This window comes from Agromyces litoreus (genome assembly GCF_040496015.1).
Taxonomy (GTDB): domain Bacteria; phylum Actinomycetota; class Actinomycetes; order Actinomycetales; family Microbacteriaceae; genus Agromyces; species Agromyces litoreus.
The window spans coordinates 129,881-143,085 of the sequence record NZ_JBEPKA010000007.1; the positions used below are offsets into that span (position 1 = coordinate 129,881).

The following is a 13,205-nucleotide window of genomic DNA, read 5'->3' on the forward strand; positions in this document are numbered from 1 at the left end:
CGCAGCGATCAGAGCGTGCAGCTGACGCACATCTCCAACTCAGTTCCCTCAAGCGCCTGCTGGCGCAGCCGGATGTAGTAGATCGTCTTGATGCCCTTGCGCCACGCGTAGATCTGGGCCTTGTTGATGTCGCGCGTCGTCGCGGTGTCCTTGAAGAACAGCGTGAGCGAGAGGCCCTGGTCGACGTGCTGCGTCGCCGCGGCGTAGGTGTCGATGACCTTCTCGTAGCCGATCTCGTACGCGTCCTCGTAGTACTCGAGGTTGTCGTTCGTCATGAACGGCGCCGGGTAGTACACGCGGCCGAGCTTGCCTTCCTTGCGGATCTCGATCTTCGACGCGATCGGGTGGATCGACGACGTCGAGTTGTTGATGTACGAGATCGAGCCGGTCGGCGGCACCGCCTGCAGGTTCTGGTTGTAGATGCCGTGCTCCTGGATGGAGGCCTTCAGCTCCTGCCAGTCGTGCTGCGTCGGGATGTGCACGCCGGCGTCGGCGAACAGCTCGATGACCCGTGCGGTCTGCGGCACCCACGCGACATCCGTGTACTTGTCGAAGAACTCACCCGACGCGTACTTGGAGTCCTTGAAGCCGTCGAAGGCCTCGCCGCGCTCGATCGCGATCTGGTTCGACGCGCGCAGCGCGTGGAAGAGCACCGTGTAGAAGTAGATGTTCGTGAAGTCGATGCCCTCTTCGCTGCCGTAGTGGATGCGCTCGCGGGCGAGGTAGCCGTGCAGGTTCATCTGGCCGAGGCCGATGGCGTGCGACTTGTCGTTGCCGTCCTCGACGGACCGCACCGACGAGATGTGCGACATGTTCGAGACGGCGGTGAGGCCGCGGATGGCGGTCTCCACCGTCTTGCCGAGGTCGGGCGAGTCCATCGACAGCGCGATGTTCATCGACCCGAGGTTGCACGAGATGTCCTTGCCGATCTGAGCGTAGGAGAGGTCTTCGTTGTAGGTCGTCGGCGTGTTGACCTGGAGGATCTCGGAGCACAGGTTCGACATGTTGATCCGGCCCTTGATCGGGTTGGCCTTGTTCACCGTGTCCTCGAACACGATGTACGGGTAGCCCGACTCGAACTGGATCTCGGCGATCGTCTGGAAGAACTCGCGCGCGTTGATCTTCGTCTTCTTGATGCGCGGGTCGTCGACCATGGCCCGGTAGTTCTCGGTGATCGGCACGTCGCCGAACGGCTTGCCGTAGACGCGCTCGACGTCGTACGGCGAGAAGAGGTACATGTCCTCGTTGTTCTTCGCGAGCTCGAACGTGATGTCGGGCACGACGACGCCGAGGGAGAGCGTCTTGATGCGGATCTTCTCGTCGGCGTTCTCGCGCTTGGTGTCGAGGAACCGCATGATGTCGGGGTGGTGCGCCGACAGGTACACCGCGCCGGCGCCCTGGCGCGCGCCGAGCTGGTTGGCGTAGCTGAACGAGTCCTCGAGGAGCTTCATCACGGGGATGATGCCCGACGACTGGTTCTCGATCTGCTTGATGGGTGCACCCGACTCGCGGATGTTGCTGAGCAGGAGCGCCACGCCGCCGCCGCGCTTCGACAGCTGCAGCGACGAGTTGATGCCCCGCGAGATCGACTCCATGTTGTCTTCGATGCGGAGCAGGAAGCACGAGACGAGCTCGCCGCGCTGTGCCTTGCCCGTGTTGAGGAACGTGGGGGTCGCGGGCTGGAAGCGGCCCGCGATGATCTCTTCTACCAGCTCGGTCGCGAGCTGCTCGTCGCCCTGCGCGAGGCCGAGCGCGGTCATCACGACGCGGTCTTCGAAGCGCTCGAGGTACCGCTTGCCGTCGAAGGTCTTCAGCGTGTAGCTCGTGTAGTACTTGAACGCGCCGAGGAACGTCTCGAAGCGGAACTTCTTCGAGTACGCCAGGTCGTTGAGCTGCTGGATGAACTCGAACGAGTACATGCCGAGCGTCTCGGGCTCGTAGTACTCCTTCTCGACGAGGTAGTCGAGGCGCTCCTTGAGGGAGTGGAAGAAGACCGTGTTCTGGTTGACGTGCTGGAGGAAGTACTCCCGCGCCGCCTCCTTGTCCTTCTCGAACTGGATCTTCCCGTCGGCGCTGTACAGGTTCAGCATCGCGTTCAGGGCGTGGTAGTCCATCCCCGAGTTGCTCGAGCGCGGTGCGTCGATGACCGCTACGCCACTGTCGTCTGCGGCGCCTGCTGCTGCGTTGACCAAAATGCGTCCAATCCCTCGTCGACGGCGCGAACGTCGTCTGGTGTTCCGAATACTTCGAAGCGGTAGAGGTGCGGCACGTGGCACTTCGCGGCGATGATGTCGCCCGCGAGCCCGTAGGCCGCACCGAAGTTGGTGTTCCCTGCGGCGATGACGCCGCGGATGAGGCCGCGGTTCTGCGGGTCGTTCAGGAACCTGATGACCTGCTTGGGCACCGCGCCCTTGCCGTCGCCGCCACCGTAGGTGGGGACGACGAGCACGTACGGCTCGTCGGCGACGAGCGCGGCATCCTTCGCATGGAGCGGGATGCGCGCCGCCGGCCGGTCGAGCTTCTCGATGAAGCGGGCGGTGTTGCCCGACACGCTCGAGAAGTAGATGAGGTTCGTCATGACTGCTCCAGGCCGCGCTGCACGACCCCCCGGTCGTTCACGCCCGGGAGTCGTTACGCGAGCCGAGAGGCCAGCTCGTCGATCTTGTCGGGGCGGAAGCCGGACCAGTGGCCCTCGTCGGTGATGACGACCGGGGCCTGCAGGTAGCCGAGCTCCTTGACGGCGGCGAGCGCGGTCTCGTCCTGCGACAGGTCGAGCACGTCGTACTCGATGCCCTTGCTGTCGAGGGCTCGGTACGTGGCGTTGCACTGGACGCAGGAAGGCTTGGTGTAGACCGTGACCGTCATCTCTGTGACCCCTCTTCTCTGGCTCCAAGGGAGCCGATTCCCCCGGTGTTGCTTTGGCTCTTCGATACTACATCTAGTGGCTGACCTTCGGAACGACCCCAAGATGATGTAGTTACATCCGTGTAGTTTTCCACCGCGTTGTCCACCGTTCATCAACAGGACGATGCGCCCCTGATCGGCGGATTTCCGCGGCTCTCGATGCGGTTCTCCACAGGCGTGCTCATCTGTGCACGATGGGCCTGTGAATGGATGTCGGGCGTGTCGTCGGCGTGTCGCGCACGACGCGCCCCGGAGCGAGCCATCCGCGCCGCTGCTGCAGCGGAACGGCGACCCCGGAACCTCCCGGACTCGTGCGACATACCGGCTCCCCCGACCCGACATCTGGCCCTCATCGGCCTGGCGACCACAACATGTGGTGGCGTCCGGCAGCAATGCTGCCACCACCCACCGACATTCCCGTGGTGGTCGCCACGGCGCGTCGCGGCGGATTCGACGGGATCCGCCTGCCGGCGATCCGGCGAGCGCGATCAGGCCAGTGCGAGCCCCGACACCTCGAACAGGAGGAGGGTCGCGACCACGAAGGTCAGGCCGGTGTAGACGAGGTCCTCGACCCAGTCGACGAGGCCCGGGGGCCACCGAGGCGCTCCTCGAACTGGAGCGGTCCCGGTCGTCGTCGCGCTGAGGGCACCATCCGCCACCCCTACCGCGCACCGCCCCGACCGAGCTAGCCTGACGGCGGACCAGCACCCCGACGCAGACCCACCCCTGCGAAGGAAGGACCGCATGTCGCACACCGTGATCTCGCACGACGGCGCCTCGATCGCCTACGACCGCGAGGGCGAGGGACCCGCCGTGATCCTCGTCGGCGGCGCGTTCCAGTTCCGCGCGTTCGACCCGGCGACGAAGCAGCTCGCCACCGCGCTCGTGAAGCGCGGCTACACGGTCGTGAACTACGACCGGCGCGGACGCGGCGAGAGCGCGCACGACGTGCCGATGGGCTTGCACGAGACGCTCGCCGACCTGCGCGCGATCGTCGCCGAGCTCGAGCGCATCCACGAGCTCCGCGAGGGCGTCGCGCTGTTCGGCAACTCCTCCGGCGGGGCGATCGCGCTCGCGGCCGCCGCGCACGGGCTGCCGGTCACCGCGATCGTCGGGTTCGAGGTGCCGCTCGGCGAGGAGCAGGGCGACGACGGCGCTGAGTTCCTCGAGGGTCTCCGCGAGCGTATCGCGGGCGACGACGCCGACGCCGTGGTCGAGTACTTCATGAAGGACATGCCGCCCGAGTGGCTCGAGCGCTCGAAGGGCAGCCCCGCCTGGCCGCTCATGGTGCGGATCGGGCCGAGCCTCGAAGCGGATGCCGAGTCCCTCGCCTGGGCGCAGTCCGCCCCGCTCGCCGAGCTGCTCGGGGAGGTCGAGGCGCCCGCGCTCCTGCTCGTCGGCGAGGAGCAGGCGATGAATCGGATGGCGCCGGCCGCCGATGCGATCGCCACGGCCCTGCCGCACGCCGAGCGCCGCGACATCCGCGCGGTCGATCACGCCTGGGAACCGGACGACCTCGCCGCGGCGATCGCCGACTTCCTCGACGAGCACGTGCCGCGCTGAGCCGCCCCCGGTTCGCGACCGCCCTACTTCTTCGCGGCCTTCGCCGCCGCCTTCGCGGCCTGCTTCGTGGCGCGGACCTTCGCGAGCGATTCCGGGTCGACGATGTCGGCCACCGAGGCGTGCGAGCCCTCCTCGCCGTAGTGCCCCGCGGCCTCGCGCCATCCGCTCGCCTCGAGCCCGCACTGCTTGCCGAGCAGCGCGAGGAAGATCTTCGCCTTCTGCTCGCCGAAGCCGGGGAGGGCCTTCAGTCGCTTCAGGATCTCGGCGCCGTCGGGGTCGCCCTGCGTCCAGATCGCGGCGGCGTCGCCGCCCCACTCGTCACGCACGGCGACCGCGAGCGACTGCACCCGGCCGGCCATCGAGCCCGGGTAGCGGTGCACGGCCGGCGGCTGCCGGAAGGCGTCGACCAGGGCGTCGGGGTCGATGTCGGCGAGCGCGACGGGGTCGATCGTTCCGACCCGGTCGCGGATCTTCGCCGGCCCGGCGAACGCGGTCTCCATCGCGACCTGCTGGTCGAGCAGCATGCCCGTGAGCAGCGCGAACGCATCGTCGCCGAGCAGCGCGTCGGCCGCGGCATCCCCCGTGATGTTGAGCGTCGTCATGCCCCCATCCTCCCACCGGGCCCGGTCCTGCGCCGCGGCCGGGTCGGCGGCGCGGGCGCCTCACGCGGGGAAGAGCAGGCTGCCCGAGATCACGTCGCCGGGAACGCCGACGCCGCAGACCAGCGCGTGGTCGCCGGCCTCCCACGAGCGCCGGTCGGGCACGAAGGCCTCGACCTGGTGGTCGGCGAGGCCGGGCGTCGCGTCCGAGAGCTCGGAGAACGCCTCGTCGCACCGGGCGCTCGCGTCCGCGTCGATCGCCTCCTCGTCGTACGGCCCGTCGGCGAGCGGCTCGACCACGATCGCCTCGTACCAGTGCGGCGCCTCGCACCAGACCACGGTCGCGGTACGGTCGCGCGGATCGGCGAAGCACTCGCCGACGGCGAGCTCCCCGAGCGGCACGGGCACGCCGTAGCCGCCGGTCGACCCGTCCCATTCGTCGATCCGCGGCAGCCCGTCGGTCGCGCCGATCCACTCCCAGGCCGTCGCCGCGACGCCGGCCGAGGTCTGCACGATCGACTGTGCGAACAGGCCCGCTTCCAGCGCGGTCTGCTCCCGGAGGAACGCCTCGGCGGTCGTGTCCTCCAGCTCGAGGAGGAACCCGCGGATGACGCCGCCCGGCTCGAACTTGCCGGCGGGGTATCCGTAGCCGGTGTCGTAGAGGAGCCCGTCGACCTCGGCTCGCGTGGCGGACTGCACGTACTCCTCGATCGCGCCGTACCGGGACTGCCCCGGCATCGACGTGCCGTACACGAAGACGTACGAGCCCGCCTCGGCGCTCGAGCTCGGCAGGTCGGCGGCCGGCGCGGGTGCGGAGTCCCCGCGCGGCAGGGCGACGAGGATGCCGATGACCGCGACCACCACGGCGGCGACGCCGGCGATGGCCGACAGGCCCGACGGCGAGGTCCACACGCTGCGCGAGGCTCCCGAGCCTGGTGGCTCCGCCTCCGGTTCGCCGGACTCGGTTTCGCGATCGGGCTCCGTGCCGTCAGGACTGGCCACACCCCACCTCCACGTTCGACGCGGCCGATCTCGGCGCTGCGGGGTGCGCCGGTGCGCTCATGCTACGCCGGAGTGGACGGCGGGTCCTGCCCCGCGTTCGCGGGCCGACCGCGGCGTCAGCGCGGCGCAGCGGTGCTCGCGCGCACCACGAGCTCCGGCACGCGCGAGGTGCGGTCGGGGGCGGAGGGCTCGTCGCGCAGCACGTCGGCGACCGTCGCCATGATGTCGCGGCCGAGCGAGTCGAAGTCCTGCCGCACGGTCGTGAGCGGCGGCGTGAAGTACGCGGCCTCGGGGATGTCGTCGAACCCGACCACGCTGAGCTCGCGCGGCACGCCGACGCCGGCCTCGTGGCACGCGTGCAGCAGGCCGAGCGACATCTGGTCGTTGCCGACGAACACGGCGCTCGCCCAGCCCTCGTCGAGGAGGCGGCGGCCCGCCGCGTGGCCGGATGCCGCGAGCCAGTCGCCCGGGATCGGCTCGCGCACCTCGAGCCCGTGTGCGGTGAGTGCCTCGGCGAACCCGCCGCGCCGCTCCGCGGCGTCCATCGAGTCGTCGGGCCCGGCGACGTGCGCGATGCGCGTGTGCCCGAGCGCGATGAGGTGCTCGGTCCCGAGCCGGGCACCCGCGGCCTGGTCGAACGAGACCCGGTGCATGCCGGGCTCCACCTCGGAGGCCACGGCGACGACGGGCACGCCCGCGTCGATGCCGCGCAGCACGTCGACGCCCTCGCGCTCGCCCGAGATCAGCACGATCGCCTCGACGCGCTGCAGCACGAGCCGGCGCACGGCCTCGGTGAGCACGTCGGCGTCGAGCGTGCGCATGCTCGCCTGGCTCACCGCGTAGCCCGCCTCGCGGGCGGCCTCGTTGAAGCCGAGCGCCGCGCTCGAGGGCCCGTAGTCGGGCCGGCCCGCCTGGATGAGCCCGATCGACCCGGACCGGCGGCGGGCCATGGCCCGGGCGGTGGGCGACGGCGTGTAGTCGAGGTCGGCCATCGCCTGGCGCACGCGCACGCGGGTCGCCGCGGCGACGCCGGGGAGGTCGTTCAGCACGCGCGACACGGTCTGGTGCGAGACGCCCGCACGGCGGGCGACGTCGAACATCGTCGGCAAGCCGCCGCCGGCACCGGAGGCGCGGGCGTCGCCGCCCGCAGCGCCGCCGCCCGCAGCGTCGCCCGGCGCGACGAGGTCCGCGTCGGCACCGGTCACGAGGTCCTCCTTCAGAGCCCCTGCGCCAGTCGGTAGTAGGCCTGGTTCCACCGTACTTCGCGCTCGAACCCGCGCTGCGTCGTCTCGTCGTCGATGACGAGCAGCTCGACCTTCGCCATCTCGGCGAAGTCGCGGAACACCTCGACGCCGACCGCCGTCGACATGACGGTGTGATGCGCGGCGCCCGCGGTGAGCCACGCGGCGGCGCTGGTCTGGAAGTCGGGCTCCGGCTTCCAGATCGCGCGGCCGACGGGCAGCTTGGGCAGCGCCTCGCGCGGCGCGACGTTCTCGACGACGTTCGCGGTGAGGCGGAACCGGTCGCGCATGTCGCTCAGCGCGACCACCACGGCGGGGCCGGGGTCGGCCGTGAAGACCAGGCGCACCGGGTCCTCCTTGCCGCCGATGCCGAGCGGGTGGATCTCGAGCGAGGGCCTCGCGGTCGTGATCGACGGCGCGACCTCGAGCATGTGCGCGCCGAGGATCAGCTCGTCGCCCGGGGTGAGGTCGTACGTGTAGTCCTCCATGAGCGTCGCGCCGCCCGGGAGCCCGGCACCCATGACGTTCGCGACGCGCACCAGGATCGCGGTCTTCCAGTCGCCCTCGGCGCCGAAGCCGTAGCCCTCGGCCTGCAGGCGCTGCACCGCGAGGCCGGGCAGCTGCCGGAGCGCGCCCAGGTCCTCGAAGCTCGTCGTGAAGGCGCCGAAGCCGCCCTCCTCGAGGAACGAGCGCAGGCCGAGCTCGATCGCGGCGCCGTAGCGCAGCGACTCGTGCCGCTCGCCGCCGCGTCGCAGCTCGGGCACGACGTCGTACTCGTCCTCGTAGAGCGCGACGAGCTCGTCGATCTCGGCGTCGGATGCCGCGTGCACGGCCTCCGCGAGCTCGTTCACGCCCCACGTGTTCACCTGCACGCCGAACCGCAGCTCGGCCTCGGTCTTGTCGCCCTCGGTGACGGCGACGTAGCGCATGTTGTCGCCGAACCGCGCGAGCTTCAGGCTGCGGGATGCCGCGAGGCCGGCCGCCGCCCGCTGCCACGTGCCGAGTTCGCGCTGCACCCGCGGGTCGGAGGCATGCCCGACGATCGTCTTCCGCGGCACGCCGAGGCGGGTCTGGATGTAGCCGAACTCGCGGTCGCCGTGCGCGGCCTGGTTGAGGTTCATGAAGTCGAAGTCGATGTCGCCCCACGGCAGCTCGACATTGGCCTGCGTGTGCAGGTGGGCGAGCGGCTTCTGCAGCGCGTCGAGGCCGGCGATCCACATCTTGGCCGGGCTGAACGTGTGCATCCAGGCGACGACGCCGATCACGTTCGGCGCGGCGTTCGCCTCGAGCGCGACCTGCCTGATCGCGGCGGAGTCGGTCAGCACCGGCATCCAGACGACCTTCACGGGCACGTCGGATGCCGCGTCGAGCGTCTCGGCGATGGTGCGCGACTGCTCGGCGACCTGCGCGAGCGTCTCGGGGCCGTAGAGGTGCTGGCTGCCGGTGAGGAACCAGACCTCGACCCCGTCGAGGGAGGTGGTGAGCGGCGTGCGGGTCATGTGCGAGTCCTTCTGGTGATGCGGTGTCGGTCGGGGTCGGGGACGGATGGCGCGGCCGGCGGATGGCGCGGCCGGCCGGCGCTACAGCGCGTCGACGGCGGCCGCCTCGGCGGCGAGCCCGGCGGCGTAGCGGTCGAGGTAGGCGGCGAAGCCGGCGACATCCGCCGGGTCGGGTTCGACGGTGTCGACGTCGGCGTCGGCGAACACGCGCTCGTCGAGGTACGTGCCGAGGTCGGCGCCGTCGGCGTGCGCGAGGTAGTCGGCGAGCACCGCGATGCCCCACGCCCCGCCCTCGGACGCGGTCTCCCCCACGGCGACGGGCGCGCCGAGCGCGCCGGCGAGGAAGCGCTGCGCGACGCCCGCGGTGCGGAAGATGCCGCCGTGCCCGAACATGCGGTCGAGCCCGACGCCCTCGTCGTGCAGCACCCGCATGCCGAGGGCGAGCGTGCCGTACACGCCGTACACCTGGGCCCGCATGAGGTTCGCGAGGGTGAGCCGGCTGTCGGGCGTGCGCACGACCATGGGCCGGCCCTCGGCGAGGCCCGCGATGGGCTCGCCGGCGAGCTGGTTGTACGCGAGCAGGCCGCCGGCATCTGCCTCGCCCTCGAGCGCCTCGCGGAACAGCGCGCCGTAGACGGCGTCGCCGTCGACCTTCGCGCCGACGGTCTCGGCGAACCGGGCGAAGACGCCGGCCCACGCCGCGAGTTCGCTCGCACCGTTGTTGCAGTGCACCATCGCGACCGGGTCGCCCGCGGGGGTGGTCACGAGGTCGAGCTCGTCATGGGCTTTCGCGAGCGGATGCTCCAGCACGACCATCGCGAAGATGCTCGTGCCGGCACTGACGTTCCCCGTGCGCGGGGCGACGGCGTTCGTCGCGACCATGCCCGTACCGGCGTCGCCCTCGGGCGGGCAGAAGGGGATGCCGGGGCGGAGCGCCCCGGTCGGGTCGAGCAGCTCCGCACCCTCGGCCGTGAGCTCGCCCGCGGGCCGCCCGGCGGGGAGCACCTCGGGCAGCAGGTCGGCAAGGGCGAGGCCGGGGGCGCGGTCGGCGACGAGGTCTTGGAAGCGCTCGACCAGCGTCGCGTCGTAGTCGCCCGTCGAGGAGTCGATCGGGAACATGCCGGACGCGTCGCCGACGCCGAGCACCTTGCGGCCGGTGAGCCGCCAGTGCACGTACCCGGCGAGGGTCGTGAGGAAGTCGATGCGCGGCACGTGCGCCTCCTCGTCGAGCACGGCCTGGTGCAGGTGCGCGATCGACCAGCGCAGCGGGATGTTCACCCCGAACCGATCGCTGAGCTCGGCGGCCGCGGGCCCGGTCGAGGTGTTCCGCCAGGTGCGGAACGGCACGAGCAGATCGTCGCCGGCGAAGGCCAGGTAGCCGTGCATCATCGCCGAGACGCCGATCGCGCCGAACGTCTCGGGCACGACGTCGTGCCGACGCCGCACGTCGGCGACCAGGTCGGCGTACGCCGCCCGCATCCCGGACCAGACGGCCTCGAGCGAGTAGGTCCAGCGCCGGTCGACGAACTCGTTCTCCCACTCGTGGCTGCCGACGGCGAGCACCTCGGTCGGGTCGGGACCGACGAGGCAGGCCTTGATCCGCGTGGAGCCCAGCTCGATGCCGAGGGACGTGCGCCCGTCGAGGATCGCGGCTCGGGCGTCATCCGTGGTCATGGTCTCGCTCATCGTCGTGCGTCTCCATCGTCTTCCGTCGCCGCGCTTCGTCAGCGCTCACACTCTCGGCATGTTAGCGCTAACGAACCGCGCGACCAAGCCCCGGACACGACGAGGGGCGGATGCCACGTGGCATCCGCCCCTCGCCGTCTCAGGAGGTACTGCTGCGGGTTACTGCCCGCCCGACCGACGCTTGTTGTACACGTCGAACGCCACCGCGAGCAGCAGCACGAGGCCCTTCACGGCCTGCTGCCACTCGATGCCGATGCCCATGATCGACATGCCGTTGTTCAGGACGCCGATGATGAGGCCACCGATGATCGCCCCGCCGATCGTGCCGACGCCGCCCTGCACGGCCGCACCGCCGATGAACGCGGCGGAGATCGCCTCGAGCTCGAAGCCGTCGCCGGCCTTCGGACCCGCGAGGTTCAGGCGGGCAGTGAAGATGAGGCCCGCGAGCGCCGCCAGGAAGCCCATGTTGACGAAGAGCAGGAAGTCGACCCGCCGGGTCTTGATGCCCGAGAGCTCGGCCGCGTGGCGGTTGCCGCCGATCGCGTAGATGTGGCGGCCGAACACCGTGCGGTTCATCACGATGCTGTACACGAGCACCAGCACGCCGAGGATGATGAGCGTGATCGGGATGCCCTTGTACGAGGCGAGCGAGTAGGCGAAGAACCCGATCGCCACCGAGATGAGCACGAGCTTGGTGATGAACCAGGCGATCGGCTCGACGTCCTGGCCGTACTTGGCGCGGCCGCGGCGGCTGCGCACCTGCTGCACGACGAGGATGACGATCGCGAGCGCGCCGATGCCGAGCGTGAGCGGATCGAGGTCGAACTCGCCGAAGACGTTCGAGAGGAAGCCGTTGCCGAGCGCGCGGTACTCGGTGGGGAACGAGCCGATGTTCGCGTTGCCGAGCACCACGAGGGCGAGGCCGCGGAAGATGAGCATGCCCGCCAACGTCACGATGAACGCGGGGATGCCCACGTAGGCGATCCAGAAGCCCTGCCAGACGCCGACGAGGGCGCCGATCGCGAGCGACAGCAGCACGGCGAGCCACCACGGCAGGCCCCAGTTCACGGCGAACACGCCTGAGCAGGCGCCCACGAACGCCGCGACCGATCCGACCGACAGGTCGATGTGGCCGGCGATGATGACCATCACCATGCCGATCGCGAGCACGAGGATGTAGCCGTTCTGCACGACCAGGTTCGAGATGTTCTGCGGCCGCAGCAGGATGCCGTCGGTCAGGAACGCGAACAGCACGACCACCGCGATGAGCGCGATGAAGATGCCGTTGCGTCCGAGGTCGGCGAGCACGTGGCTCAGCCGGTCGGTGAACTTGTTCGAGACCGGGTTGACGTTGCTCCCGGCCGCGTGCGACTCCTCGATGGTGGGAGGGTTCGGATTCGACATGGTGTCTCCTGGGTGTTCCGGCAGCCGGGGGGCTAGCGGGGCTTTTCCATGGTCATGAGCTTGAGCATCGCCTCGGGCGTGGCCTCCTCGACGGGCAGCTCGCCCGTGATGCGGCCCTCCGAGAGGGCGTACACGCGGTCGCAGATGCCGAGCAGCTCGGGCAGCTCGGAGGAGATCACGATGATCCCCTTCCCGGCCGCGGCGAGCCGGTTGATGATCGAGTAGATCTCGTACTTCGCGCCGACGTCGATGCCGCGGGTCGGTTCGTCGAGGATGAGCACGTCGGGGTCCGAGTAGATCCACTTCGACAGCACGACCTTCTGCTGGTTGCCGCCCGAGAGCTTGCCGGTCTTCACCAGGACGCTCGGCGCCTTGATGTTCATCGACGTGCGGTACTGGTTGGCGACCGCGTACTCCTCGTTGTCGTGCACGAGGCCGTACTTCTCGAGCTTCTTCAGCGACGCCATCGAGATGTTGCGCTTGATGTCCTCGATGAGGTTCAGCCCGTAGGTCTTGCGGTCCTCGGTCGCGTACGCGATGCCGTTGTCGATCGCCTCGGCGACCGTGCGGGTCTTGATCTCCTCACCCCGGAGGAACACCTTGCCGCTGATGCGCGACCCGTAGGAGTGGCCGAAGAGGCTCATCGCGAACTCGGTGCGGCCCGCGCCCATGAGGCCCGCGATGCCGACGATCTCGCCGGCGCGCACGTGCAGGTTCACCTTGTCGACCACGACGCGGCTCGTGTCCTGCGGGTGGTGCGCGGTCCAGTCCTCGACGCGGAGCAGCTCCTCGCCGAGGTTCGGCGTGTGGTCGGGGTACCGGTGGGCGAGGTCGCGGCCGACCATGTCCTTGATGATCCGGTCCTCGGTGACGTCCAGCTTCGCGATCGTCTCGATCGTCTTGCCGTCGCGGATGACCGTGACGGTGTCGGCGACCTTCTTGATCTCGTTCAGCTTGTGGCTGATGATGATCGACGTGATGCCCTGCCCCTTCAGGTGCAGGATCAGGTCGAGCAGGTGGTCGGAGTCCTCGTCGTTGAGGGCGGCCGTCGGCTCGTCGAGGATGAGGAGCTTCACCCGCTTCGACAGCGCCTTCGCGATCTCGACGAGCTGCTGCTTGCCGACGCCGATCTCTCGGATCTTCGTCGTCGGGTTCTCCTTCAGGCCCACCCGGGCGAGGAGCTTGGCCGCCTCGAAGTTCGTCTTGTTCCAGTCGATGAGGCCGCCGGAGGTCTGCTCGTTGTTGAGGAAGATGTTCTCGGCGATCGACAGGTACGGGCTGAGCGCGAGTTCCTGGTGGATGATGAC

Annotated in this window: 12 protein-coding genes; 1 reads left to right on the forward strand and 11 read right to left on the reverse strand. The window is 69.8% G+C overall.

Going from position 1 to position 13,205, the window contains the following annotated elements; all coding sequences use genetic code 11:
• Positions 1-8 precede the first annotated feature (8 nt).
• The 4 genes from nrdE to ABME01_RS07660 all read right to left on the reverse strand — a co-directional run bounded on the left by nrdE (position 9) and on the right by ABME01_RS07660 (position 3,563).
• Positions 9-2,114 (reverse strand): class 1b ribonucleoside-diphosphate reductase subunit alpha, encoded by a 2,106-nt coding sequence (nrdE, locus tag ABME01_RS07645; protein WP_353827786.1) that lies wholly within the window; start codon positions 2,112-2,114, stop codon positions 9-11.
• Between the two features lie 35 nt (positions 2,115-2,149).
• Positions 2,150-2,578 (reverse strand): class Ib ribonucleoside-diphosphate reductase assembly flavoprotein NrdI, encoded by a 429-nt coding sequence (gene nrdI, locus ABME01_RS07650; protein WP_154347076.1) that lies wholly within the window; start codon positions 2,576-2,578, stop codon positions 2,150-2,152.
• A gap of 53 nt (positions 2,579-2,631) precedes the next feature.
• Positions 2,632-2,865, reverse strand: coding sequence for a glutaredoxin-like protein NrdH (gene nrdH, locus ABME01_RS07655; RefSeq protein WP_353827787.1), 234 nt, complete (start codon positions 2,863-2,865; stop codon positions 2,632-2,634).
• A gap of 527 nt (positions 2,866-3,392) precedes the next feature.
• Positions 3,393-3,563, reverse strand: a complete 171-nt coding sequence (locus ABME01_RS07660) for a hypothetical protein (RefSeq protein WP_353827788.1) — start codon at positions 3,561-3,563, stop codon at positions 3,393-3,395.
• A 67-nt stretch (positions 3,564-3,630) separates the two neighbouring features.
• On the opposite strand from ABME01_RS07660, the gene ABME01_RS07665 reads away from it, so the two are divergent.
• On the forward strand, positions 3,631-4,467 hold the full coding sequence (locus ABME01_RS07665) for an alpha/beta fold hydrolase (RefSeq protein WP_353827799.1): 837 nt from the start codon (positions 3,631-3,633) through the stop codon (positions 4,465-4,467).
• Positions 4,468-4,490: 23 nt separating this feature from the next.
• On the opposite strand, the gene ABME01_RS07670 is transcribed toward ABME01_RS07665, so the two are convergent.
• The 7 genes from ABME01_RS07670 to ABME01_RS07700 form a co-directional block, all read right to left on the reverse strand.
• On the reverse strand, positions 4,491-5,069 hold the full coding sequence (locus ABME01_RS07670; RefSeq protein ID WP_353827789.1) for an HhH-GPD-type base excision DNA repair protein: 579 nt from the start codon (positions 5,067-5,069) through the stop codon (positions 4,491-4,493).
• 60 nt (positions 5,070-5,129) lie between these two features.
• Positions 5,130-5,978 carry a gamma-glutamylcyclotransferase gene (locus tag ABME01_RS07675; protein WP_353827790.1) on the reverse strand — a complete coding sequence of 283 codons (849 nt, stop codon included), beginning with the start codon at positions 5,976-5,978 and terminating at the stop codon, positions 5,130-5,132.
• A gap of 206 nt (positions 5,979-6,184) precedes the next feature.
• Positions 6,185-7,273: a LacI family DNA-binding transcriptional regulator gene (locus ABME01_RS07680; protein ID WP_353827791.1), complete on the reverse strand. Its 1,089-nt coding sequence runs from the start codon at positions 7,271-7,273 to the stop codon at positions 6,185-6,187.
• Between the two features lie 11 nt (positions 7,274-7,284).
• Positions 7,285-8,808, reverse strand: coding sequence for an L-arabinose isomerase (araA, locus tag ABME01_RS07685; protein ID WP_353827792.1), 1,524 nt, complete (start codon positions 8,806-8,808; stop codon positions 7,285-7,287).
• An 81-nt stretch (positions 8,809-8,889) separates the two neighbouring features.
• The gene (locus ABME01_RS07690) at positions 8,890-10,494 is read right to left on the reverse strand and encodes a xylulokinase (protein WP_353827793.1); all 1,605 of its coding nucleotides are present in this window, start codon (positions 10,492-10,494) and stop codon (positions 8,890-8,892) included.
• A gap of 159 nt (positions 10,495-10,653) precedes the next feature.
• A complete protein-coding gene (mmsB, locus tag ABME01_RS07695) occupies positions 10,654-11,898 on the reverse strand; it encodes a multiple monosaccharide ABC transporter permease (protein WP_353827794.1) in 1,245 nt (414 codons plus the stop codon).
• A gap of 32 nt (positions 11,899-11,930) precedes the next feature.
• A partial coding sequence (locus ABME01_RS07700) for an ATP-binding cassette domain-containing protein (RefSeq protein WP_353827795.1) occupies positions 11,931-13,205 on the reverse strand: 1,275 nt, incomplete at its 5' end.